General features: G+C 63.2%; 27 protein-coding genes and 1 pseudogene. 7 read left to right on the plus strand and 21 right to left on the minus strand.

Annotation, left to right across the window (positions count from 1 at the left end):
• Positions 1 to 433: 433 nt before the first annotated feature.
• From ARTH_RS22775 to mobC, 3 genes are read right to left on the minus strand one after another with little or no spacing between them, the layout of a single operon-like run.
• Positions 434 to 1,666 carry a hypothetical protein gene (locus ARTH_RS22775; RefSeq protein ID WP_011689827.1) on the minus strand — a complete coding sequence of 411 codons (1,233 nt, stop codon included), beginning with the start codon at positions 1,664 to 1,666 and terminating at the stop codon, positions 434 to 436.
• A 29-nt stretch (positions 1,667 to 1,695) separates the two neighbouring features.
• Complete coding sequence (locus ARTH_RS22780) at positions 1,696 to 3,312, minus strand: relaxase/mobilization nuclease domain-containing protein (protein ID WP_011689828.1); 1,617 nt, start codon at positions 3,310 to 3,312, stop codon at positions 1,696 to 1,698.
• 2 nt (positions 3,313 to 3,314) lie between these two features.
• Complete coding sequence (gene mobC, locus ARTH_RS22785; protein ID WP_011689829.1) at positions 3,315 to 3,707, minus strand: plasmid mobilization relaxosome protein MobC; 393 nt, start codon at positions 3,705 to 3,707, stop codon at positions 3,315 to 3,317.
• Positions 3,708 to 3,929: 222 nt separating this feature from the next.
• Here mobC and ARTH_RS22790 point away from each other — a divergent pair, with 222 nt between their 5' ends.
• Positions 3,930 to 4,268 (plus strand): hypothetical protein, encoded by a 339-nt coding sequence (locus tag ARTH_RS22790; protein ID WP_011689830.1) that lies wholly within the window; start codon positions 3,930 to 3,932, stop codon positions 4,266 to 4,268.
• Positions 4,269 to 4,274: 6 nt separating this feature from the next.
• Positions 4,275 to 5,138: a hypothetical protein gene (locus tag ARTH_RS22795; RefSeq protein WP_011689831.1), complete on the plus strand. Its 864-nt coding sequence runs from the start codon at positions 4,275 to 4,277 to the stop codon at positions 5,136 to 5,138.
• Between the two features lie 375 nt (positions 5,139 to 5,513).
• Here ARTH_RS22795 and ARTH_RS22800 read toward each other — a convergent pair whose 3' ends face one another.
• From ARTH_RS22800 to ARTH_RS22845, 10 genes are all read right to left on the minus strand, one after another.
• Positions 5,514 to 5,804 carry a helix-turn-helix domain-containing protein gene (locus ARTH_RS22800; RefSeq protein ID WP_011689832.1) on the minus strand — a complete coding sequence of 97 codons (291 nt, stop codon included), beginning with the start codon at positions 5,802 to 5,804 and terminating at the stop codon, positions 5,514 to 5,516.
• A 2-nt stretch (positions 5,805 to 5,806) separates the two neighbouring features.
• A complete protein-coding gene (locus tag ARTH_RS22805) occupies positions 5,807 to 6,070 on the minus strand; it encodes a ParB family protein (RefSeq protein ID WP_011689833.1) in 264 nt (87 codons plus the stop codon).
• A complete protein-coding gene (locus ARTH_RS22810; RefSeq protein WP_011689834.1) occupies positions 6,060 to 6,515 on the minus strand; it encodes a hypothetical protein in 456 nt (151 codons plus the stop codon). The genes ARTH_RS22805 and ARTH_RS22810 overlap by 11 nt, the downstream gene beginning before the upstream one ends.
• 76 nt (positions 6,516 to 6,591) lie before the next feature.
• Positions 6,592 to 7,131: a single-stranded DNA-binding protein gene (locus tag ARTH_RS22815; protein ID WP_011689835.1), complete on the minus strand. Its 540-nt coding sequence runs from the start codon at positions 7,129 to 7,131 to the stop codon at positions 6,592 to 6,594.
• A gap of 23 nt (positions 7,132 to 7,154) precedes the next feature.
• Positions 7,155 to 7,427: a glutaredoxin family protein gene (locus ARTH_RS22820; protein ID WP_011689836.1), complete on the minus strand. Its 273-nt coding sequence runs from the start codon at positions 7,425 to 7,427 to the stop codon at positions 7,155 to 7,157.
• Positions 7,428 to 7,815: 388 nt separating this feature from the next.
• Complete coding sequence (locus ARTH_RS22825) at positions 7,816 to 8,127, minus strand: hypothetical protein (RefSeq protein ID WP_011689837.1); 312 nt, start codon at positions 8,125 to 8,127, stop codon at positions 7,816 to 7,818.
• A gap of 31 nt (positions 8,128 to 8,158) precedes the next feature.
• On the minus strand, positions 8,159 to 8,851 hold the full coding sequence (locus tag ARTH_RS22830) for a DsbA family protein (protein WP_011689838.1): 693 nt from the start codon (positions 8,849 to 8,851) through the stop codon (positions 8,159 to 8,161).
• Entirely contained in the window at positions 8,851 to 9,741 is an 891-nt protein-coding gene (locus ARTH_RS22835; RefSeq protein ID WP_011689839.1) for a cation diffusion facilitator family transporter, read from the minus strand. The genes ARTH_RS22830 and ARTH_RS22835 overlap by 1 nt, the downstream gene beginning before the upstream one ends.
• Positions 9,738 to 10,064: an ArsR/SmtB family transcription factor gene (locus tag ARTH_RS22840; RefSeq protein WP_043431487.1), complete on the minus strand. Its 327-nt coding sequence runs from the start codon at positions 10,062 to 10,064 to the stop codon at positions 9,738 to 9,740. Before ARTH_RS22840 ends, ARTH_RS22835 begins: the two co-directional genes overlap by 4 nt.
• Before the next feature lie 55 nt (positions 10,065 to 10,119).
• Positions 10,120 to 10,458, minus strand: coding sequence for a YnfA family protein (locus ARTH_RS22845; RefSeq protein ID WP_011689841.1), 339 nt, complete (start codon positions 10,456 to 10,458; stop codon positions 10,120 to 10,122).
• Between the two features lie 274 nt (positions 10,459 to 10,732).
• On the opposite strand from ARTH_RS22845, the gene ARTH_RS22850 reads away from it, so the two are divergent.
• Positions 10,733 to 11,584: a hypothetical protein gene (locus ARTH_RS22850; protein ID WP_011689842.1), complete on the plus strand. Its 852-nt coding sequence runs from the start codon at positions 10,733 to 10,735 to the stop codon at positions 11,582 to 11,584.
• On the opposite strand, the gene ARTH_RS22855 is transcribed toward ARTH_RS22850, so the two are convergent.
• Complete coding sequence (locus ARTH_RS22855; RefSeq protein ID WP_043431489.1) at positions 11,581 to 12,033, minus strand: DUF488 domain-containing protein; 453 nt, start codon at positions 12,031 to 12,033, stop codon at positions 11,581 to 11,583. The genes ARTH_RS22850 and ARTH_RS22855 overlap by 4 nt on opposite strands.
• Before the next feature lie 234 nt (positions 12,034 to 12,267).
• On the opposite strand from ARTH_RS22855, the gene ARTH_RS22860 reads away from it, so the two are divergent.
• From ARTH_RS22860 to ARTH_RS23290, 3 genes are all read left to right on the plus strand, one after another.
• A complete protein-coding gene (locus tag ARTH_RS22860) occupies positions 12,268 to 12,981 on the plus strand; it encodes a DUF2511 domain-containing protein (RefSeq protein WP_011689844.1) in 714 nt (237 codons plus the stop codon).
• 274 nt (positions 12,982 to 13,255) lie between these two features.
• Complete coding sequence (locus ARTH_RS23685; RefSeq protein WP_011689845.1) at positions 13,256 to 13,636, plus strand: hypothetical protein; 381 nt, start codon at positions 13,256 to 13,258, stop codon at positions 13,634 to 13,636.
• 123 nt (positions 13,637 to 13,759) lie between these two features.
• On the plus strand, positions 13,760 to 14,416 hold the full coding sequence (locus ARTH_RS23290; RefSeq protein ID WP_052309845.1) for a hypothetical protein: 657 nt from the start codon (positions 13,760 to 13,762) through the stop codon (positions 14,414 to 14,416).
• A 262-nt stretch (positions 14,417 to 14,678) separates the two neighbouring features.
• Here ARTH_RS23290 and ARTH_RS22870 read toward each other — a convergent pair whose 3' ends face one another.
• The 3 genes from ARTH_RS22870 to ARTH_RS22885 all read right to left on the minus strand — a co-directional run bounded on the left by ARTH_RS22870 (position 14,679) and on the right by ARTH_RS22885 (position 17,551).
• Positions 14,679 to 15,290, minus strand: coding sequence for a recombinase family protein (locus ARTH_RS22870; protein ID WP_011689847.1), 612 nt, complete (start codon positions 15,288 to 15,290; stop codon positions 14,679 to 14,681).
• A gap of 920 nt (positions 15,291 to 16,210) precedes the next feature.
• Positions 16,211 to 16,465, minus strand: coding sequence for a hypothetical protein (locus ARTH_RS22880; protein WP_011689849.1), 255 nt, complete (start codon positions 16,463 to 16,465; stop codon positions 16,211 to 16,213).
• Between the two features lie 72 nt (positions 16,466 to 16,537).
• The gene (locus ARTH_RS22885) at positions 16,538 to 17,551 is read right to left on the minus strand and encodes a DUF1259 domain-containing protein (RefSeq protein ID WP_011689850.1); all 1,014 of its coding nucleotides are present in this window, start codon (positions 17,549 to 17,551) and stop codon (positions 16,538 to 16,540) included.
• A 911-nt stretch (positions 17,552 to 18,462) separates the two neighbouring features.
• On the opposite strand from ARTH_RS22885, the gene chrA reads away from it, so the two are divergent.
• Positions 18,463 to 19,845: a chromate efflux transporter gene (chrA, locus tag ARTH_RS22895; protein ID WP_011689851.1), complete on the plus strand. Its 1,383-nt coding sequence runs from the start codon at positions 18,463 to 18,465 to the stop codon at positions 19,843 to 19,845.
• Between the two features lie 49 nt (positions 19,846 to 19,894).
• Here the strand turns inward: chrA and ARTH_RS22900 are convergent.
• The 4 genes and pseudogenes from ARTH_RS22900 to ARTH_RS22915 form a co-directional block, all read right to left on the minus strand.
• Positions 19,895 to 20,327, minus strand: a pseudogene (locus ARTH_RS22900) (chromate resistance protein ChrB domain-containing protein).
• 470 nt (positions 20,328 to 20,797) lie between these two features.
• Positions 20,798 to 21,166: a hypothetical protein gene (locus ARTH_RS22905; RefSeq protein WP_011689852.1), complete on the minus strand. Its 369-nt coding sequence runs from the start codon at positions 21,164 to 21,166 to the stop codon at positions 20,798 to 20,800.
• A gap of 113 nt (positions 21,167 to 21,279) precedes the next feature.
• Complete coding sequence (locus ARTH_RS22910; protein ID WP_011689853.1) at positions 21,280 to 21,693, minus strand: chromate transporter; 414 nt, start codon at positions 21,691 to 21,693, stop codon at positions 21,280 to 21,282.
• On the minus strand, positions 21,690 to 22,724 hold the full coding sequence (locus ARTH_RS22915) for a YncE family protein (RefSeq protein ID WP_011689854.1): 1,035 nt from the start codon (positions 22,722 to 22,724) through the stop codon (positions 21,690 to 21,692). Before ARTH_RS22915 ends, ARTH_RS22910 begins: the two co-directional genes overlap by 4 nt.
• Positions 22,725 to 22,728 lie beyond the last annotated feature (4 nt).

Raw genomic sequence — 22,728 nt, forward strand, 5'->3', positions numbered from 1 at the left:
CTCCACCAGCCGAGGTAGAATTTTGGACCTTAAGTGCCCGGGGCTGATTCCCGTCCGTGCTGCGAGCGACGCGGTCTGCAAAAACTGAGGGGCTTCCTGGTCTTTACCTGACTGGAAAGCCATCAGCGTGGCAACCTCTGATATCTCAGTGACGGCGCTCAGCCCTAACCGAGTTCTCGCGGACATGACCTCCTGGTCCACGTCCGCAAACACTACGTCAGCGATTCCGTGTAGGGTCTGCACTTCAAAAAACGGCTCCCCCCGGAGGGCGAGTACACCATCGGCGATCCCAGTGAGCAGGGGAAGCAGCATGTCCGCTTCGCGCGCAAAGGGGGCTGGAAACTGCGCTGGAGATCTCAATGGGGGCGCCAAAAGGGAAGTCATTTTGCTGAGTACCCCTTCCTAAAGACTCCAAGTCTAACTCTGGGAGCCGTCATCGGCTGCGACCGCTCTGGGACCGCTTCGCGCTAGCCGAGAGGCTGGTGCGGGTCTTTTTGGCCTTGGCTGCGCCCTTGCCCATGGTGACGGCCGCGCGGGGGTGTGTGCCCTCGCTGCGTTCTGCGGCGGCGCGTCCCCGGACTTGCACTTCGTTGGCGCCGGTAGTGGCCAGGGACGCGGCGAATGCTTCCTGACGCTCCGCTGATCCATAGTCCGCGGCAGAAGTGCTTTCAGCCTTCAACCCTTGGTCTTTTAGCCGGCTGTTGTCGTTGCCGGTGACGCGGTTTTCGATTTCGCGGCCGACGCTTTCCATGCGGGCAAAGAGTTCCTTTTCGGCTCGTTCGTACCGCTGCTCCACGGGCGTCCGCTCCGTGCCTGTGAAACCGCCCTCTGCCAGGAGTTTGGCCTCGTGCATGTCCTTGGCTGCTTGGACGAATGCGGGATCCTCGAAGTGTGAATCCTTGGCACCGTTGACGTTCGCAGTGGTCTCCGCACGGAGCTGGTCGATGTCGGGGCCGTTGATGCCGTCCTTGCCGATGAGGAACATGCGTTCCTGCACGGTGGCGTCGGCGGCTGCCACTGCTGCGGGGGTCTTCGCGGCGTGTGCCGTCTGCAATGCCCGGGCGAGCTCGGGGTTGGCAAGGTACTCCATGGGCACTTGGTGGCGTTCCATTTCCGGGGCCAGTGTCGCGGCCCGGGCGCGGAGTTCTTCGACACGGGCAGCAGCGAGCAGGCCCATGGCCTTCTCATGTTCGACGGCCGCCGTGCGTGTTTCTTCCTGGCTGCGTTCCAGTGCGCTCTGCCGGGCTTTTTCCGTAGCGGCGGTCCGGATCCCTGACTCCAGGTAGGCGTCGCCCGCGCCGATGTCGCGGGTGTCGATGCCGTAGCGCGTGAAGACTTCCTGACGGATCTTTTCCGAGGCCGCCAGGGCGGTCGGGTCGTGGTCCTTCCAGCCTTCAGCGACGGCATGTGCCGTGGCAATGTCGTGGGGCTGGGCTTTGTCCCACCACTGGTCCCTATTGACCGGTGCCAGCGCGGCGTGCGCCGCGCTGCGGTCTGCCGTGAGGCGTGCCTGTGCTTCGTGCGCTGCCTGGGCATCCTGATGTTCCTGCTGCCGCTGGGACTCCTGCCGGCGACGGGCCAGCGTCTCGGCAATGCGGGACGCGATGATCAGGGACTGCCGCATTCCGCCGTCCAGAACTTCATCTATTCCGTCTGATTCACTCATCGCGCTCCCCTTGCAGTTGGTGGTGGTCGTTATCGGTCCAGCACGGGGCCGGAATCACGGCCCGTGTGCTGGCGGGTCTTGGCCGGCGTTGGCGTGCTTGGCACCGCTGACCCTGGACGGAGGGGCGCCATGCCGCGCAGTCCAAGTTCTACGGAGTTCGGGGCCGCTGCCTGTTCCGGTGCGCCGACGGTAACCGGCCGGGGCATCGTCGCCGCGAACGGTTTCAGTTGCTCGGTGACGACGGCACGGAGCCTCTGCGCTTCACGGGTTCGTCCGGACTGTTGGTGCATTTCGTGGATGGCGAAGGCAGTGTTCACCAGCTGCAGCATGAGCGCCGACTGGGCGGCCGTCTTGTTCTTGCTGGACGCGGCCATGAACAACATGGCAGTCCCGGCAATGGACGGCAGTGCGACGGGCTTGCCGTGCTGTCGGGGGGCGCGGAGCTGGGCGGTGCGGGACAGCTCGGCGGCGGTGGCCGCCAACGGGCCCGGCGTCGGTTCGAGCCGGTGGGACCAGGCCGCGAACGCGCCGGATACTTCCCTCGCTGCTTTCGCCCAGGTGGCGTGGTCATCACGGGGCAGTGTGCGCAGCTGCTCGACCAGTGCGGTCGCGTTGCGGGTGTACTCGACCCACATTTCCGCCGGTGGTGTTCCGTTCTCGGGGCCGGTCCTGGACACGGTGCGCCTGTTGCGGGCAGCTGCGTTCCATTCAGCCGCGGCTTCGGTTGCCAGGTGCGGTGAGTCCATCCATTCTTCACGCAAAGCACCGAGCTTCAGGTCGGACGCGAGGGTGCCGCCGCCGAACCAGATGGGCCGTTCGCCCTGCTTGGGCCGCTCCGCTACGGAGTACCCGACAATCACGTCGGTGGTGTTCTTCGCGTAGCGCGGCCGGACCAGCATGCCGGTGTCGCGGGCCCGCCGGACGAACTCACCTTCGGTAGCCGAGGCGCTGGCGCTGGCACGGACTTTCCGGGCCAAAGATGAACGGTGCATTTCCCGCTCGTCCCGGGCGGCAGTGGCTTTCTCGGCCCGGTCGTAGCCACGGGTGGAGTGCACGGTGGAGAGCTGTTCCAGCCCGTACTTGACCTCCAGCTCGCGGCAGGTCTGCTGCGCGCGTCTGTAGTCGCCGTGGGTGGATGCCTTGGTGCCGTCTTCGCGGACAAGCGAGACGGCTAGGTGGATGTGGTGATTGCCGTTCTCACTCGTGCCGTGGTTGACCGCGACCCACCGGCAGCGGGCCTTTCCGCTGACTTCGGTAAAGCCCATGGCGTCCACGAAGTCGTTCGCAATGTCGCCCCACTGCTGATCCGTCAGCGCGCCCTCTTCGGCGCGCAGACTCAGCGAGCAGTGCCACACGCTGGCGTCCTTGTAGCCGACGTGGACGCGCTCTTTCTTGGCCGCGTCCCACTGCATGTCCTTGATCTGCACCGATACGTCATATGCCCTGCGCGGCTGGTCAAGATGCCTGGCAATAGCAAGTGCATCGTCACGGTCCAGAACGCCGTCGTCGTACCACGCCATGATCGCCGCGTCCCCGGCCACCAGGTGCGGATCGCTGTGGGCGTTCTTGGTCTTGTTGGCGTCGGTCGAGGCCAGGTAAACCATGAGCCCGCCCATGCGTGAACCGCGGGTGATGTTGGGGATCATCCCTACATCAGCCCCTCAATGGTGCGGTCAATGCGCATCGCCACTGACCGGAGGTGCTTCAACGCTTCGTGGGCCTCGGAGGGGAACTCGCCGGTCGCGTTGGCCTGGCGGGCGAGCTGGTTGATGTTGTTCGAGGAACGGGCCAGCAGATTGTGCAGCGACATCAATTCGGCGATGGCAGCACGGCGTTCCGTTGTCGTCTCCTGGGCCTCGGACAATGCCGAGGTGATCAGCAGGTTCGGGACGGTCACCTTTTCCCGCTCAGCCCTCGCGACAAGCGCGGCTTCCTCTTCAACAGTGACCCACAGGTCACGGCGTTTCTTGGTACCGGCGGGAGTGTTCTCCCGGCGTCGGCGCGACAGATTGAAACGGTGAGTGAATCCCTCATCCGACATTCAATCCATCCCTTCAAAGGCCCAGCGCAGCGACCCCGAAACCGGGGACCACACTGACCAGTGTGCCGCACTCGACCACCAGTGTCGAGCGCAACAAGCCACTTACACCCGTGTAAGTGTATAGCTTGCTCCGCACGGTCTTCTCAGGGGGTTTTTGCCTTCTGCGCGTGGTCCCTCAAAAACCTGCTTCCGGGTGTCAGCAGTGGCCGGTAGGGTTTGGATATGGATATCAACGACATTGCCGCAAAAGCCGCCGCGAAGATCGACGCCGCCAGGGACACCAAAGTAAACGCCGTGAAGAGGGCCGCTGCCAGCGGTGTTGAAGTCCAGGAGGCTGCCCAGATGCTTGCCGCAGCAGAGCAGAAGTACGCCAAGGACTACCAGGCAGCTCTGCGCGCAGACTGGACCGAATCCGACCTGCGGGGCTTCGGTCTCGACGCCCCGGCCAAGAAAGCCGGCGGCCGTCCCCGCGGCTCTAAGACCACGCGCCAGACAAAGCAAAGTGATGAAACTGCACGCGAGAATGAACTGAGTGACACTACCGGCTCCGACAACCAATAGCCCGCCGTGGACGACGCCAGAACCTCAGCAGGCAACAGCTCTCCCGATTCGAAAAGCCACCTTCTCCTGCCTTCGGCCGCGGATGAGTACGAATGGGCTGAGCGCATCATGAACCTGCTGGATCGACACACGCACCTTAGCGATGACATCAACCTGAGGATGGAAGTCCGACCTGGATCTGCACTAGTGGGAGATGACAAGATCTCTCCGGCACTTCCGCTGTCTTATTACCTTCGCTATCTACTTATCGCAGCGGCGGATAATTTCAGCGCCATCCGCAGCATGTTGATCAAAAGCGAGGTTGGGTCACACACCAACCTCGCCCTTCACCCATTCGCCCCCTACACGCTGGTCCGCAACGTGATCGAATGCGCCGGTACGGGGTACTGGGTTCTCACGCCTTCGAGTAGGCCTAAAAGGATCCATCGTCACGCCATGCTGGAACTGGACGATGCGAAGAAGAGCCTCAGCGCTCTGACTCAGTACGGCGGTTCAGGGGAAAAAACTTACACGCGTCGGGTTGAACTCATCAAAGCCATGGTCGCTCGCTACCCTGACGGCATCACCTGGAAGAACGTTACGGACGGGTTTTCCGTGACTGGCGCCCTTCGCGAAGTCGGAACGGCCTCCGCATTTGAGGCCATCAACCCGCTCGGGGCTTGGCAATTGGCAAGCGGAATGGCACACGGCAAACGTTGGGCTGGCTTGATCCTGAGCGACAAGGAACCGTTAAATGCCGGACTAAACGACGATACCTACATGGTCACCGGTAGCTACAAACACCTTTGGTGGCTAATGAACACGGCGAGCATAGTGCTGACCGAAGCACACAGGCTCTTCGTTGAGCGCGGAACCGCGCATCACCACTAGCCAAACAGTCTTTGTTCGAACCAGAACCACTGACAAGGACATCACCCCTCGTCCACATGGGCACGGCAAAAGCTAAAACCTTCGGGCTTTTCCCGCACCCACGTGGACGACGGGACCCAGCTGACCGGCTGCACACCACCCCCAGGGAACCTCCGACCGACACCTCGCCACCGGGACCGGCGGCCGTGCACAACCTGTGTAGTGGGCGGTCACCAGCGGCAACGTTCCCCATGGACCAAGACACGCTGCTCCCGCCATCGGCCCGGGCGTTTGGCCAGGTCTTTTCAGCCCTCGACCACAGGCGGCTCCGGTGGGCAGACGCGAAGAAGGCCGGCCTCCTTTTCAGGGGCCGGTCTTCTTCCTATCCGCGTTCCTTCAGTCTTCCGTGGTGACGTCGTCATCCTTGATCTGACCGGCCGCGATGCGCTCTGCGGTCTTCGCGAATGCTGCATCGATGTACGCCATGAGGTCACTCTCGCGGACCCGCCACACGCCTCTTCCGCCGAACTGGCCTGCAGGGAGCTCGCCGCTGCGAACCAGCGAGTAGACGAGCGCGCCTTTGACGTTCAGAATCTCCTGCACCTGTTCCAGAGTCAGCATCCTGGGGAACACGGGCCCCGTCGTCGGCGCAGGTTCCTCGTTCAATTCCTCTGTCCGTTTCGGCATTCTCAATCCACCTCGTTCCGGTGTTGCAGCTCGTCCTTTGTGCGCTGCCCGCGGCGGAGGGATCCGGCCGGCGCCGGTTCCCATTTCCTGCCGTGGTTGTGTTTGCGTTCCAGGCGTTTCACCTCGCGCATCGTTGCACGAACGATGAAGTCCGACACGCTCGCATCACCCTCCAACGGCCCGGCGGCCAGGAACGCTGCCCGGACCCGGCCGGCCTCATCCTCCGTGAAGTAGGGAGTGAAAGCCGCGATCTTTTTAGACGGCACGAAGGCTCCGTGGCCACGGGTGGAGGCTGTCGAGGTATCCGGGGCGAAGCGTCATGCTTCCGTCGTCGTTCTCATCGATATCGGAGTGCTGGTGGCTGCCGCCGGCGTGGGCAATGGCGGCGAGCACCAGATCAAGGTTTTGCCGGTCCAAGCCAGGAACGACTTCGCTCAGGACGACAGGAACGTCCTCCGCCAGGGACGCCGCGAGCAGCAGGAATCGCCGTTCCCCGCCGGAGTAGGGTCCGTTGTTGGCGTGCTCTCCGAGGGCTTCGAAATCGATCCACGCGTTCTCGGTGTAGCCCTCGGGTGTAATGCCGCTGGCGTGGACCCAGGGGTTGCCGACGGCGGCGTAGCGGCCACCGAAGGCGCGCAGCAGCAGCTCTGTTCCGGCCTCCGAAGTGTAGGAGCCTTTCGCCCAGCTGCGGAGATCATCTTCATGCGTCATAGCGGTTTCCTTGGTGTTTCGTAGGGCTCGGTGCATGGATTTCTGGAGTCAGCGTAGCCGCTGGCTCTGACTGTGGTCAGTACGCAGGTTCGGGGTCCTGGGGGCGGGTGGTGCTGATGCGCCCGGCGGGGTTGGCGTCCATGCCAAACCACAGGTCGTCGTTGGTGTACCCGCGGGCGCTGAGACTGAAGTGATCAACGGGGTGGATTTCCTCACTGTGGCGTTCTTCTTCCGCTGCGTCTACGGCTGCGCGCGAAGAGCCGTGCACGGCCGCTGCCGCGTATCGCAGGGACGGCCCGATCTCTTCGACTTCGAGTTCAAGCACGGTGCGCTTCTCCCCCGTCTTCGTCTCATAGCTGCGGGACTTCAATTCACCCGTTGCGATCACGCGCATGCCCTTGGTCAGGGACCCGACGGCGTTCTCGGCCGCTCCCCGCCAGATATGCGCACGAAGAAACAGAGTCACCCCGTCCACCCATTCGTTGCGCTCGATATCGAACGCCCTGGGCGTGGATGCGATGGTGAAGTTCGCGACGGCCGTGCCGGCTGTGGTGAACCGCAGCTCGGGGTCGGCAGTGAGGTTTCCGATGACGGTGATGCTGGTATCGCCTGACATTGGAGCTCTCCCCTGACTGGTTTCTAGGCTTCGCGGACGCGGCCGGCTGCTTCAATGCTGATGACTTGATCGATCCGGACGGGGTTCAGGCCGGACCAGTGATTCTCGGTGCCGTCCTTGTCGTAGACGACGACAGGGACCTGGGAGTAACCAAGCTCTTCGGTGATGTACTCGAAGGCGGCCGGGTTGGTAGTGACGTCGACCTCGTGGAAGTCGACGCCGGCCTCCGCGAACTTCTGCTTGGTCTTGGCACAGCCAAAGCATCCAGCGGGCTTGGTGTAGATGGTGACAGTCATGGTCAGTCCTCGGTTTCGTATCACTCTTAGTTAGGTTCGCCTGCTCTGTACTGCTGCCTCAATTCTAGCAATCATTCAACTGAATGAATAGAGGTCTATCCTTGATTTCTAGGGGTTTCTCTACATGCATTTTTGGTGGGAATCACGGTGGCGGGACCGTCATCTTCGGGCGTTTATGTCACTTTCAGAAGTCGTCTGCACGGAATGTCAGACGTCCTCTGCACTGGCTAATCGGCGGCCGTAGAGTTGGCTGACTCAGGTTTTGGTCCGACGCCTTAGAGCGACCCAGAGCCCGCATCGCCGGCATATGTAGGCGGGTTCGGCGCCGAGGGCATGGAGTTTCTTGCGCTGCATTGTCCGGCCGCAGCAGGAGCACTGGCGGTACGTGTCAGAGGCCATGGTTCGTGAGCGCTTCCATGACTTGATCGACGGTTGGCACGCCGGCATGTCCGCCGGGGGTGGGGTAGATCCGGCATGCGAGATCACTGCTTGGAGCGCCGTCGGGGAAGATATCGGCCCCGTCCGCGGTGATGGTGGGCGAACCGGCAAATCCGGTTCCGGCCGTATCTGCCGAAGACTTGATGTGCCGCAAATGGACCGGGACGTCGTCGTGCCCGAGGGCGGCCAGGGCGGCTTTCACCTGCTCGAGCGCTTTTTCCGTGTTGGGGCAGTCATCGATGTGGAGCAGTTCTATTCTCATGCGGTCATTGTTCCTGTCCGGGTCCACCGGCCTATTTTGCGGCGTCGGTGAGTTTCTGGCGGAAGTCCGCCTCGCTGTTGAGGGTGAGTTTTTCGCCGTCGAGGAAGAACGTGGGTGTCCCGGTCACGCCCAGGGCTGTACCGTCGGCGACGTCTTTGCGGATCCGGTCTTTGGTCTTGTCATCCGCCACGGCGGCGTCGTAGGCAACAAGGTCCAGGCCGAGCTCCCGCGCGAAGGTCCTGAACAGGGCAGCTTGCGAGTCCTGTTTTTCGCCCCACTGGGGCTGGGTTTCGAACAGCTTTGCGGCCATCTGTTCGTACTTGCCCTGCGCGGCCGCGGCCTCGACGGCGAGGGCCGCGGTTCCGGAGTTCCGGTGCCCGGGGAGCGGGAAGTAGCGGTGGACGAACGTGATCCTGTCCCCGTACTCCTGCTTCAGTTGCTGCACGAGCGGCTCGGCGGCGCGGCATGATTCGCACTCGTAGTCCAGGAACTCGACCAGCTGTGCCTTCTCCGTGGACGGAGATGTCACGCGGTGGCTGTCCTCCCGGACGAGCTGTGCGTCCGCGGCAGCGGGCGGGGGTGTCGGTGTGGGTTTGGTGGCGGTGAAGACCGCGTACCAGATGGCGCCGCCGGCGACGATGACCGCCAGCAGGATCCATATCACCAGGCGCGCCGTCTTGGCCGGGTCGCTGGGGCCCGGCATCGTTTTCAGGGTCGGTGTCATCAGTGATGAATGCTTTTTTGGTCGCTGCGGGCTGGTTCTGTGGCAGTCGTTTTTGGGGTCAGAGACAGGCTGACAGCTTTCGGTTCGGGATCGGAGCCGCAGCCCTCGCAGCAGCCGGAAGCAGTACTTTGCCCAGCACCCGTCGTCGGAGCTGCTTGCACGCCTGAATCGGCCGGTGCGCCGTCGTGGTTTGTGCCGGTGCCGGGTTCGGGGGTGGTGCAGCAATCATCGGCTTCCTCATCGTGGTCGGCCGCGGTGTGGGGGACGGTGCAGCAGACGTCGCCTTTCCAGGCGTTGATGCCCTCACGGACGGCGATTCCGGCGATGACCAGTGCCGCGCCGGCGTCTGCCCACCACCATCCCAGCGTGCTGTTCAGCACCAGGCCGACCAGCAGAACGGCGGAGAGGTACGTGCACAGCAGGGTCTGTTTGGAATCCGCCACCGCTGTCTTGGATCCGAGTTCACGGCCGGCGCGGCGTTGAAGCCAGGACAGCACGGGCATGATGGCCAGGCTCAGGGCAGCGATCACGATGCCCGGTGTGGAGTGCTGTGCCTCGCCGCCTCCGGTCAGCGACCTGACGGAGTCCACGGAGACGAACAGTGCCAGGGCGAAGAAGGAGATCGCGATGATCCGCAGGGTCAGGTGCTCGCGCCGTTCAGGGTCCTTGGCGGAGAACTGCCAGGACAGGGCGACCGCGGAGGCGACCTCGATCACCGAATCGAGTCCGAAGCCGATGAGGGCCGAAGAGTCCGCCATATTGCCCGCCCAGAGCGCAACGACGGCCTCAACAAGGTTGTAGGTGATCGTCGCGGCCGCGAACAGCCGGATCCGCCGGCTCAAGACGGCGTGCCGGGAGGCCGTGGGCACGGTCTGCAGTGTCGTGGTCATGCCAGGCACGTCCCGTCCGGGGCGCAGCAGGCCGGGTCAACGGCCAGCACCACGCCGATCAGGTCCCTGATCGCATGGCCCAACCGGGCGTCCGCTAGCTCATACCGGGTCCGCCGGCCATCCGGGACAGCCACGACGAGGCCGCAGCCCCGCAGGCATGTCAGGTGGTTGGACATGCTCTGCCGCGAAACCCCCAGGGAATCGGCCAGCTCCGACGGGTACGCTGCTGCATCCGCCAGGGCCAGCAGAATCCGCGCCCGGGTGGGGTCAGAGACCGCGTAGCCGAACCGTGCCAGCACCGGGGCATGCGTGAGAGTTTCCATAAACCAAAAGTACATCCACGCATGTATTCATGCAATTGTGTATTGAGCTGGTGCTTCAGCCGGCGTTGCGCGGTGCGAACATGATCACGGCCACCCCGAGCAGGCAGATCACGGAGCCGATGATGTCCCACCGGTCCGGCCGGAAGCCGTCGAAAACCATCCCCCAGGCCAGGGACCCGGCAACGAACACCCCTCCATAGGCGGCAAGGATCCGGCCGAAGTGCGCGTCGGGCTGCAGTGTCGCGGCGAAGCCGTAGACACCCAGGGCCAGGACCCCGAGTCCGGCCCACCACCACTCCTTGCCCTCGCGGACCGCCTGCCACACGAGCCATGCCCCGCCGATCTCGGCCGCCGCGGCCAGGACGAACAGCAGGATCGTTTTTGCGATAGTCACGGATTCATCATGTCAGCGAGTTGCGCCTTATTCGTGGCCGACGTTTCCGGCGGCGAAGTGCTCGGCGTGTGCGCTGCATCAAGGGTTCTTGATAACGAAGGATTCCGAGAACGATCTCAATCGAGAATTGAAGGCGTGCCAGCCCTTCGGGAATCGCACCTCGATAACAGTTCTCGAAATCGCATCACCGATCAAGGTCCGCGAATCGGGTTTTGAGAATCGAAGAGTTCTCCATCCGTCTGTGCATAATTATCGAAAACGACTGGGGGACTAAATGTTCGATCTTTTGCCGCTCGATGGAGACGGACGTAGCTGCTATCCGAAGGACACGGATAGTCGTTGGGAGAGCGCGGAGGTTCTAGTTGTCGTGAAGGCAGCTCCCCAGCCCTCTGCAGCCTACGGCGACACAGTCTGTGTGGCAGGCATCCGAATGAGGGAGAGCGGCCCTGAATGGATACGCCTCTACCCCATACCGTTTCGCTCCATGGAGGAGTACCTCCAATTCACGAAATACGACTTGATCAGGCTGCAGGTAAAACCAGCATCCAAGGATCCAAGAAGCGAAAGCTACATCCCAGATCGCTCCACGATAGAAACTGTCGCGCATTTGGATCCATGGAAGCCCCGTCACCGATATGTGTCTCCGCTGTCGTCACAATGGACCATGTGCGGAGTACTCAAGGCGCAGAGGGCAGGCAAGGACTTCCCGTCACTTGCGGTGATACGCCCCCGTGAGGTTCGAGATTTCAAGCTGACCCTTCACCCAGGTTGGACCCTGGAACAGGCACAAAAGCTCAAAGTGAACCTTGGCCAGGAAGACCTATTCGGAGATGCCCCCAAAGTACAGCTGCTGGAGGCACCTCGCTTCGAAGGAAAATATTCCTATTTCTGTGAAGACAAGACCTGCAAGGGGCACGTCCAGGGATTGCTCGACTGGGAGCTCGTCGCGCTGGAGCGACGACTGAAGGACCGCGATGACGTCACTGCCATGTCCGAGATCCGCAAGAAATTCTTCACGGAGATGTGTTCCGCCGATCATCGCCCGCTGTTTTTCGTCGGAAATCAGTTGAAGCATCCCTTGGCATTCAGCGTTATTGGAGTCTACAGATCCCAGTCGCAGAACTAGGTGCGTGACAGAGCCGCAGCTTCGGCCCAAACGGCCTCAAGAACCAGTCGGCGATGGCAGCAAGCCTCCGATGCTTCAAAGCACAGAAGAGCCACATGTTCGGCCGCCGCGAGCTGGGCGAGGTAGTGGATAGCAGCACGAGCGGAGTCAGCGAGCATCAACTCTCGATACTTTTCATGGGCTAGCATCGCGGCATTCGTACCAGGCGCCCAGAACCCGTCACGGTTTTCTTTGGGATTGCCGAGGACGGGAAGATGCTCGTAACGAATGCCGGCTTCAGCCAAGGCAGAGGAAAGCGCTGTCTTGGAGAAACCCTTTTTCCGAGAGATGGCACTCAGGCGAACGTCTACGAGTACGTCCACCTTCCACGGCTGGAGATGATGAATGAACGACGAAATCTCGCGGCCCTCGTAGCCCACACCGATAATCCCGCTAGTCTCCGTCCACATCACGCCATTCTTTCATGGGACCGGGTCTTAGCTTTCGTCCAGCGTCACCTGTCCGGTGCGGTCGCCCGCACAACTTCGAAGCGAGAAACTGATCTGCGCGTCTCCCCGTAGAGTCTCTACCTCCACTGATTCGCGGCGCACCCCTGGCCGGCCCGGAAGTCGGTGTCGGACGAAGAACCAGTTGATGGCGTTCGACGCACCGGTGGTCTGCACCCGCGTCAGTAGAGTGAGCCCATGATTACTTCTCGGTACACAGCGCCGGCCTGCATCGCCTTTGCCGGGCTGCTTCTCGCTGGCTGCGCAGCGCCCATGTCCCCGCCAGCCGAGGAGACTTCGACGGTGTCGACATCAGCAGCTCCGGTCAGCACGCTGACTGATGCGGAGCGTGTGACCAAGGCGGAGGCCGCAGTTCAGGCTGAACTTCCCAATGCGCCCATCTGGAAAGGCATGACTTTCAAAGGGGTCGTCGTTGACGAATCCGAGATCTGCGTTGACCGCACCTGGGCGCCAGGAGGAGGTCCGGATCATCTCGGAGGGAACGCAGGGTACGTCGTAGTCAGCTTTCCTGCGGTCGCCCTGGGCAAGCCCAAGGACGGAGCCTGCGCAGGCTATGCACCAGCAGCCACAAAGGTACCGGCCACGGTTGAGGTGCCCTCTGCGGTAGCCAAGGATCCAGGTCTTCTTGTCAGCACCACTTTCGGAGATAAGTGGCCGCTGAAAGTTCCTTACGTCGTTGCCCACTGTCAGGGCATCACGGTAGCCGGCCGCCCCCTCAAGGTGGCCACCCTCGATGCTCCGGATGGCAAGACCTACGCAGCCAATGGCACAGCCAAGGATCACGGAAACTATCTCGACATTGATCCAATCTGGGCGCCGAAGCCGGATGTTTCCGGTCTGAAAATCGACATCAGTCCAGTCACTGAAGCCGCTCTTGCACTGTGCACTTGACCCTCGCGGCTTCTCGGCTGCTGCCCTGCTCTGGGCCCGCGTTAGGGCTTGGAACATCCTGGCGGGACTGGCGGGACACTTTCCCGTGGTCCTCTCGCCGTCCCATCTGTCCCACTTCCTTCGAACTGGGACAGCCCTTCGTAAGAAGAATGTGGCCATGGCCGCGGGTCCGTGACCGGGGCGCAGCGGCTGGAAGGACTCTAGCGGACGTCCCGTTCGTGATGTGTGTCACACTTTCGCTTTTCGTGGTGTATTTCGGGTGTAGATTCGGTGTATGGCAATCCTGACAGAGACAGAAATCCACGGTGCGACAGCCCGTATGGACATTCACCAGATTGTCCTTGAGCTGAACAATGCTCTTGGAGCAACCGTTGTGGCAGCACTGACTGGATCCAAAGATCGTAAGCAACCGATCCGGTGGGCAAAGCCTGACGGCCCGAAGCCGGGCAACGACTTCACTCGACGGCTGCAACTGGCGCACCGCGAGTGGACTCGACTAGAACAGGCCGAGGGTGAGCATATTGCCCGCGGCTGGTTCATCGGCGGTAATCCCTTACTGAACGAGGACACGCCTCTAACTGCGATTAGAGAGGATCGAGGCAAGGAAGTGACTGCAGCCGTTACGGCCTTCATCGAAGGCGCAGGCGGAGCTTAGGGCGTGGGTCGGATTGAAGGCCAGGCCTGCCCTGCCACGGGTATTTGGCTACTGCCGGCAAGGAGGCAGACCGCTTACCGCATCCAAAAAACTAGCTACTCCGCACTGAGCGCTCCCGCGCGTATGGACGGAACGGACAGGTTGGCGTGGGGCCGATACGACACCGTTGGCACCACGCTATACCTGGCGGAAAATGCCGAGTGTGCGTTCTCCGAGACTCTGTCACCATTCAAGCGTGCAATTGGAACGGTGGACCCCCTACGAAAGGACGCCGACGCCTTGGGGATGACCCTGGAGGACTTCTATGAGGAAGTCGCCTACCAGTGGCAAGAAAAGTCGTTCATGAACTCGGGCACGCTACCCCGAATATGGCGAACCGAACGGCAGCTGCACATCGTGGAGCTGCCGTTTCCCGGCTGGTGGATTGACGTAGAGCACCCCGAAACCATGGCAGCAGTGGAAGCCGCGATTCCGGACACACTCAAAGACCTTGGCATTACGCACGTTGATACCTCACTGCTGCGATCCAACCGGCGGGATGTTACTACGGCTATTGCCGATCATTTGCGGGACTTGGTCCTCTTCGACGGCTCATATGCGCCTGGTATCAAATTCGGAAGCCGTCACGGCGCGTACTTGAACTGGGCTGTGTGGCTCCGCGACCACGACTTGCAGCTTTCCGGCGACGATGGGCTCGTCCACCTAGGTGAGAGCCCCATTTCATTCAATGACCCCGATCTAGAAGCTGCCAGCCGGCGTTTCAGGTTGAAAGTCTTCTGACGCTATTTCCATCGCCCGGGCTGTCCCACTTCCTTAGAAGTGGGACAGCCGGGATGGGACACTCCCCCATCCACCCGGTTCTGTCGGTTTCAGAAGTCGTCTGCACTGGATTCCGCGGAACTACGGGGCTCGTGCAGGCGACTCCTGACATGAAAGCGTTCGAAGTCGTCTGCACCAACCGTTGTTCTGTCTGAAGTCGCGTGCACCAACCGTCATTCTGTCTGAAGTCGCCTGCACGAACCGCCACGGACGTTCGGGACTTTTAGGCGTTCGGCTGGGTCTCGGCGGTCAACGTCTCCGGCGGACGGGGCGGCAGATAACGGTAGAGGCTGGAGCGGGTGATACCCGTGGCTTCGACAATCTCGGAGATGGACTGATTTTCCTGATCGCGAAGGTGGACGGCGTAGGCGAGCTTCGCTGCATCGATCACGCTGGGCCGGCCGATCCTTTTGCCTTTAGCAACAGCAACGGCGCGCGCGTGAGCTGCGCGTTCGATCGCGTAGGTTCGTTCCATTTGGCCGAAGAGCGCGAGCATCACGACTGCCAACTGCGACATGGGATCTTCCGGATTGGCGGAATCAACCCGGATCGGGTCGGCCAGGTTCCGGACCCCGACGCCGCGGCCCGCCAGGTCGTGGATGAGGTTCAGGGTGTCCCGGACGGTACGGCCCAACCGGTCCAGGGTGTGCACCACGATAACGTCTCCATCGCGGGCCTGGTCGAGGGCTTCATGCAGACCGGGCCGGTTTGTCGTGGATCCGGATTTCTTGTCCACATAAATATGTTTGGCGGGGATTCCCTCGCCGCGCAGTGCGTCGATCTGCCGGTCGAGGTCCTGTTTCGCGGTCGAGACGCGGGCATACCCAATATCCATGGAGCCACTGTACCGATATTTATCCTGCACGCTCCGCACGGGACGTCTAAAAGAAGATAGTTTTGGAACGAAATGGCTTGGCGTGTCGCAACTCTTCGGAGAACCAGCCCCGGGCGTTCCATTTCCTAGGAACTGGGACGCCCGGCTGACGTCTTCGAAAGAAGGACTGTGAATCGCAGGGGGTATTTGGCGTTGTTCTGTCAGCGGTAAATGGCGGTGCCCGTCCGAGGAACCGCTTTCAGGCACTGTTGTTCTGTCTGGGAATGCATCGAGAGCACATACGAGAGGCCGATGATCGCGCCGTCGCTCGACTGGAGCCGAGCGACCTTTTGCCCCCGTGGCTCGGTTCGCGCGTCGTGCAATAGCCCGAAGCACTCTGTCTCTTCAACTCGTCCGCGTCGACTTGGACCCTGGCTGGCCAGTGCCACTAGCGATGCGCCGGACAGGACGAACAGGGGCTCGCTCACGGAAATCCTCGTCGAAGATTCGAGGTCCGGGTGAATGATGAGGACCGGGCCGGATGCCGCGGCTGGGGTGACCGTCACGGGAAGAATCTCGGCGGTGAGAAAATGTGTGGCGGGAAGGCATAGGGTGCATTTTCCAGTGTGTGAACGGGCGGGCCGGGTGCGAGTCCTCGCCGTTGCCCGTGAATTGACGAAGGCGGGGGCTCCGGGTACTGCCGGCAGTCTCGCAGAGGACCGGGAGGGCGGTTCCATCGATATGGATGGAACCGCCCATTGAAGCCGGACTTCCAGGGCCAGCGCCCTGGCCGGGCCGCTGGACCCAGGGAATGTCGCCGGCGGTCGCAGTGTGCCCGCGATCAGCCCGGTCAAGCGGTGTTCCCGGCAGCTTGGTCAGTGTCGCTGACCCGGATCATCCGCACGGGCCCGTGCCTATGGTCCCTGGTGTCCTGCCCGCTGTCAGTCGCCGACGCCGGGGATCAGGTCCGACATCGCGAAAATCACGACGAGCGAAAGCAATACCAGGGCGACGATCATCGGTGTTTTGCTCCACCGGTCCGTGGCACGGTGGTAGGGGTTTGCCGCGTCGGAGAGAACGGCCCGGGTGCTACTCTCGTCATCCTCGGGTTCACCGCCGGGTTTCACCGGTTCATGGTCCTCACCGTGTCCTTCGTTTTCATGGTCACCGGGTGCCCCGTTGTGGTCTGGATTCATGGCAAATTCCTTTCAGGTGGACGTTCTTGGATGGATCGTTGTTTTCCTCCGGGACCGGTGATGGGCCCTCGCTCATCCGGCAGCTTTGAGGTTGGTGGAATCCAGCGCCGCCCGGAGGGCTTTGGCGAGTGTTACGGCGTCTTCCACTGCCCAGAAGTGGGCGTAGAAGAGCCGCGGTTCATCGGTCAGGGAATGATTGTGCACGGAGACGACGGTGATGCCGCCTTTGCGGAGGGCCTGGATCACTTTCTGCACTTCGGGCCCGATCATGGCGAAATCACCGTTAATGGCGGCTTTGCCGCCGCCGACAGGCTGGAAATTGATGGCCGTGGTCACTCCGAAAGTGGGGGGCAGGACGTGCCCTTCGTCGGTGATGGTCTCGGCGCGCGGGAGCGAGAACTTGTAGATTCCGCCGTCCGCGGCGCCTTTGCGGCCCAGTGCGGCATCAATCCCGGCGGAGTCCAGGTCCGGGGCCGTCTGGTCCCCGGCCGCGGCGGCCGGTGCGATGGCGGTGGCGTCCAGCGCCGCTTTGAGTCCCTCGGCGAGCTTCACGGGATCACCCATCGCATGGATGTGGGTCCACCACACCGAAGGGGACTGCTCGGGCAGGTGTTTATGCAGGGCAGTCTGCCCGATGCCGTGGGCCTGCAGCGCGTCCGTGACCTTGGGGAGCTCCGCCTCGGTCACGACCAGGTCACCCATCAGCATCGTCCCGTCGTCATACTTGGCGAACGCCGCGTAGCCTCCCAACGACAGGCCGGACTTGACCGCCACGCCGCCGGTGACAACATGAAGATCCGTCCTGGGCAACGGGATCCGGTAGACGGTGTTCCCGTCTCCGAATTTGCCGGTACGACCCAGCGCATCGGTGACCGGGTTCCAGTCGGCCTCAGCGGTGGACGCGGGCTGCAGCTGCTTGGCATCCGCCCCCATGGAGGAATCATGAGTGCTGCCAGTACTTGGACCCGCGGCGGGCGTCCCCCCACCGACCGTGCCTGTTCCAGTGCAGCTGGCCAGTGCCAGGGGCAGCAGCAGCGCGAGGACCGCCAGTCGATGGGGAAAGCTGCGATTGTTCGGAGGTGTCATTTTCCGGGACTCCTTGGGGTCTTTGTCGGCCTGCTAATCGTCATCATTCTCGGCGTCCGTCCCTCCGGGCAGCACACCGAGGACCTTGTCGTCCTTGTCCAGACGGACCCTGAGCGGGGTTCCATCCGGTTGGACGACCGCCACGTCCCACGCCGCAGGTCCCTGCTCACGCAGGGAAAGGACTTCCCCTCCATGGCTGCCGGGAACCGCGGCAACTGCCGCAGCGCGTGCATGGTTTCCAACCCGGTGATATAACCGCCCTGGCTCTGTACCGTCAGCGCACCGGCCGTTGCTGCGGCAGCAAGGAAAACACCACCGGCCACGAACAGGCTGATCCTGGTTCTGCGCTTCATCGCTCTCCTCATCGTGACGGTTGGGAGTCCTTGGAACGAACCCATTCCCCCTAATCATGATGTAACCAACGGCACATATTATGCAACCAGTGTTGCAAAGTGTTGGAGTGGTGCTGATCGGCCGGGGACGGTTGTTCAGCCGGAGGGCTACTCCCGCACTGCGTGGGGCCCGGATTAGATGTGGTGTCACCGCCGAGGATGAGGCAGCGCTGGAAGGACACGTAGAGGCCCTCGGGAGGGGCCGCCGGTTCCGGCGGGGCGGGGGTCCTTGTCATGGGCAGGGCCACGCATCATATCCATCAACAGTTCCCGGGTCACGGCGGAAGGTTCAGGCTGTGACCCGGCCGCATGGAGGGAGCCACTTCACGGATCCAGGCGGTCACAGTGGGTCACGTTCGACGTCCACTGAACACGACCATGCAACCATGGTTACACTTTATGTGCGGCCGGCGAAGGAAATCGCCCATCGCCGGTCCGGGTATGCGGAGGCCGGCCCGGTGTTACGGACCGGTGACCCTGAGCAGTGATGGCTAGTAGGAAGTTGAAGACTCTATGAATATGAAATCCGACCCCGGGGCGACACTGGCCGTGCGTGATCTGGTTCCGTTCCGGACCGCGGTGCGGACCTGGTTCCTGATTTCGCTGGAGACCTTCGGAGGTCCCGCTGGCCAGATCGCGGTGATGCAGCGCGTCCTCGTGGATGAGAAGCGGTGGATCGGGCATAGGAGGTTCCAGCACGCGCTAAACTTCTGCGTCCTGTTGCCGGGACCGGAGGCCCAGCAGCTGGCCATCTATATCGGGTGGCTGCTCAACGGCAGGCTGGGCGGACTCGTCGCCGGAGTCCTGTTCGTGTTGCCGGGTATGGTTGCGCTGCTGGTACTCTCCGTCATCTACGTTGCCTTCGGTACGGTCCCGGTCATCATGGCGGTGTTCGCGGGGGTGGCTGCCGCGACCCTGCCGATTGTGGCCCAGGCCGTGGTCCGGGTGGGAAAGCGGGCACTGTCCCACCCGGTCCTGGCTGCCCTGGCGTTGGCGGCCTTCGTGGCGTTGGCGTCCTTTGCCGTACCGTTCCCGGCCGTCATCGCCGCTGCGGGCCTCGCCGGCTGGGTCCTGAACCGTGCCGCCCCCGGGGCGATTGTCGCGGGCCCGGAGAAGGACGGGGCGGACACCGTCCCGCCGGTCATCGCGGATGACGCGCTGCATGCCGACCGGCTCTCGGGTGCGCGGACGGGCCTGATCCTGGCGGCCGGTCTGGTGCTGTGGTTCCTGCCCATTGTGGCCGTCGTGTTGTGGACCGGCCCCGGGTCGGCCCTGACCCAGCAGGGCCTGTTCTTTTCTGGCGCCGCAGTGGTCACCTTCGGCGGGGCGTATGCGGTCCTGTCCTATATCGCCCAACAGGCGGTGGATGTCTTCCACTGGCTTTCCCCCGGAGAGATGGTCCGCGGTCTGGCCCTGGCGGAAACCACGCCAGGGCCCCTGATCATGGTCGTGCAGTTCGTCGCGTTCGTCGGCGCGTACCGCCACCCGGGGAACCTTGATCCCTGGGTGGCTGCTTTCATCGGGGCGCTGCTGACCACCTGGGTGACGTTCGTTCCCTGTTTCCTGTTCATCTTCCTCGGCGCTCCGTACGTTGAACGGCTCCGGGACAACAGGACGCTGGCCGGAATCCTGGCGGGCATTACCGCCGCCGTCGTCGGCGTCATCGCGAACCTGGCCCTGTACTTCGCCGTCGATGTCTTCTTTTCACAGACAACGGCACTGGACTGGGGTCCGGTTCACCTGAGGCTGCCGGACCCGGGAGCGGTGAACCCCGTGGCAGCCGTGATTGCTGCCGCCGCCGGGCTGATGATCTTCAGGTTCCGTTTCTCGGCCCTGCGCACCATAGGAGTCTGTGCCGTGCTGGGCCTCGGCGCCGGACTGGCCGGCCTGCCTTTGGGCTGACCCTCAGTCCAGTCGCGACGACGGGCGAGGGGCAGCCTTCCGGCGGTGATCAGAGGCGGTTGTTTCCGTGCAGGAGGGCGTGGCGCTGGTGTTCGTACAGCCCGTCGAACAGGGTTCGGGTGAGCGTGAGGACCTCATCGTCGCCGGCGACCAGCGAGAGCCCGCGGCAGATGACATCAAGTCCCGGCGCCTCGGGGGAGTCGAACTTGTCATCGGCCAGGTCGGCCTCGTGCACCATGTGCGCGATCTGCCACAGCACGGGATCGGTGAGTTCGTAGCGGCGCAGGATGGTTTTCGAAGCTGCAGTCATCACCGTGATGGGACAGGTCCGCGCAGCGCATGTCGAAGGCGGTGGCATCGGCGGGCACGGCCGCCGGGTCGTGGACGAACACGAAGCGGGCGTCGGGGTCGATGCAGCGCCGGATCAGCCGTGCACAGGCCGCACGGTCCACGTGCACGCCGGCCCTTGTCGCCCATTTCACGGCGCCGCTTCCAGGGCCCGGCCAAGCCCGCGATGGCCGCGGCCGCGGTGTCCCGTTCGGGCGGGGGAAAATAATCGCGCTGCTGGATCCGGTGCAGTTCGCGGCGCAGCCGCCGTGACGTCTTCATCCGTCCGGCCTCGTCGTCCAGCCCCGCCTGGGCGGCTTCGTCCGCGACCTGCCGGTATTCCCCGGCGATGCTTTCTCCTGGGCCGGGGAGTCAGGGCTGCCGGTCCAGATCTGCGCTTCCCCTCCGGCCTGGAGGACTTCCTCAGCCACCCATTCGAGCTGTTCACGTGTCCGTCCAGGATCTGTCCGGCCCCGATTCGGCGCAGCCGGCGCCAGACCGAAATCCGGGGCGTCGATGGTTCGCAGGGGATTCGGTACGCCAGCAGGACCCAGTCAGCTCGGCTCACCAATTCATCGTAGGAGGACCGGTAATCCTCCGCAACGGCGCGCCTGCGCCGGCGGCATCAGTAGAGGAAGACATCAACGACCAGGGCCGCGGCCGCGGCCGCCAGTGCAAGATAAGCGAGCTTCGGCGCCGGGTCTTTCCTGCCCGCGCCGAGCATCAGGGCAACTCCCGCGCCTGCCAGCGTAAAGATCCCGGATCCGGTGTCCTGCCAGCTGATCGGGAAAAGGAGGAACGGCAGGTCATGGGAAAACAGGTCAAGGGCCCCGGTCCAGGTGAGGATTGAATTCCAGAATACCGGCATGACAAATGCGGCACCGGCAACGGTGGCCAGCACGGAGACGCGGCGTTCCTTCAGGAACACGGCGGTCACAGCCAGCGCCACAAGAGCCGACAGGAACGCGCCGAGGAGCATTTGGAGAGGATTCATCTGAGCTTTCGCGGTCGTTGGGAAGGGCCGCTTATTATTGTAACCGTGGTTGCAATAATAAGCGGAGCCTTGTTGCTTGCAATATATCCGCCTGGCCGAACGGGGACTCCTTGCTACGCCGGCACGGGAAGACGAGGATGTTCATGATGCCGGTACTGCTGGTTCTGACGACCATGCTCGCGGGCTGCTCTCCTTCGGCCCCGCAGGGGCGGCGGCAGCTTCCGCTGCGACAGGTTCAGGATGTTCCGTTGCCGGGAGGAGCCATCCGTCTGGACTATCAGGCTATCGATCCGGCCGCCAAGAGACTCCAGGGCGACGCCGTCGAGGAAATCCTTGCGTCCCATCCAGCGGCACTTCTCGACGAGGTCCCGTTGCATGTAGCCCGCGGTGGCGATCGGACCGCCGAACCCGGTCGTGCCCAGGTGCAAGAAGCACAGGATGAAGCGGCCGAACGGCACCGGCGCTATGGCTGGTTCAAGGGTCTCGTCCCCGGCGCCGCCCCGGGCCGGTCCGTCGCCGGGGGTCACGGTTTGGGCTCCATGATGCGCATCACCGGGTGGCCGTCGATGTTTTCCAGCGGGAAGTAGACCTGGTGGGTAACCTGGTCGACGGCGACGGTGTGGGCGTTGTCGGCGAGTTTGCCGGACGCCTTGGGTGTCAGGGTGCGGTTCTGTTCGTCGAAGACATTGACGATGCCGGACTCCGAGGCGACGTAGAGGCGGTGCAGTCCCGTATCGAAGGCGAGCACGTCCGGGTTGTCGCCGGTGTCGAACCGGGCGGTGACCTGTTTGGTGTCCAGGTCCAGGACCAGGAGTTTCGCGCTGCCCTCGCAGGCGACGAACGCCAGCTTGTTGGCCCCGTCGACGTAGAGGCCGTGGTTGCTGGTGCAGTCCGGGACCGGGATTCTGTCGGTGACCGTGTCAGTGTCCGGGTCGATGATGGCGAGCTCGTTGCGGTCCTGGACGTTGACCAGGACCGTCCCGCTGGAGGGGTCGTAGATGCTGTTGCCTGCTTCCCCGCCGATCTCGATCGGGGCCTTCGCGGTGTTCGTGGCGAGGTCGATCACCGTTTCGGCGTGGTCGTGTTCGTTGGAGACGTAGGCCTTGCCGTGGACCGGGTCGTAGGCGATCCCGTCCGGCGTGTTCCCTGCCGGGACCCGGGCGGTCACCTTGAGGGTGTTGGTGTCGATGAGGGCGACTTCGTTGGTTCCCGAAACGGCGGCCAGGAGGAGATGCCGGTCGGGCGCGAGGGTGACACCGTGAACCGAGGGTGTCCCCGGCACCGTCCCCGCCACCGTGCCTCTGGCCAGGTCGACGGCGTGGACGGTGCCGTCGCCGAGGTGGGCGATGTAGAGCCGCTTCGCCCCGGCGTCGAGGGCTTGGTAGTCGAGCCTGCTCGCCGCGCCGGGCAGGGCGATGTCCTGGACCTGGGTCAACGGCAGCGCCGACGCCGGGGCCGGTCCCGAGCAGGCACTCAGGGATGCCGGTAGCAGCAGGGCCAGCAGCCCTGCGGCGATCAACGCGGTCTTCGCGGGCCTGCGCGATAGTGTCGGTCCCATGGCT

This window comes from Arthrobacter sp. FB24, assembly GCF_000196235.1.
In the GTDB taxonomy this organism is placed as follows: Bacteria; Actinomycetota; Actinomycetes; order Actinomycetales; family Micrococcaceae; genus Arthrobacter.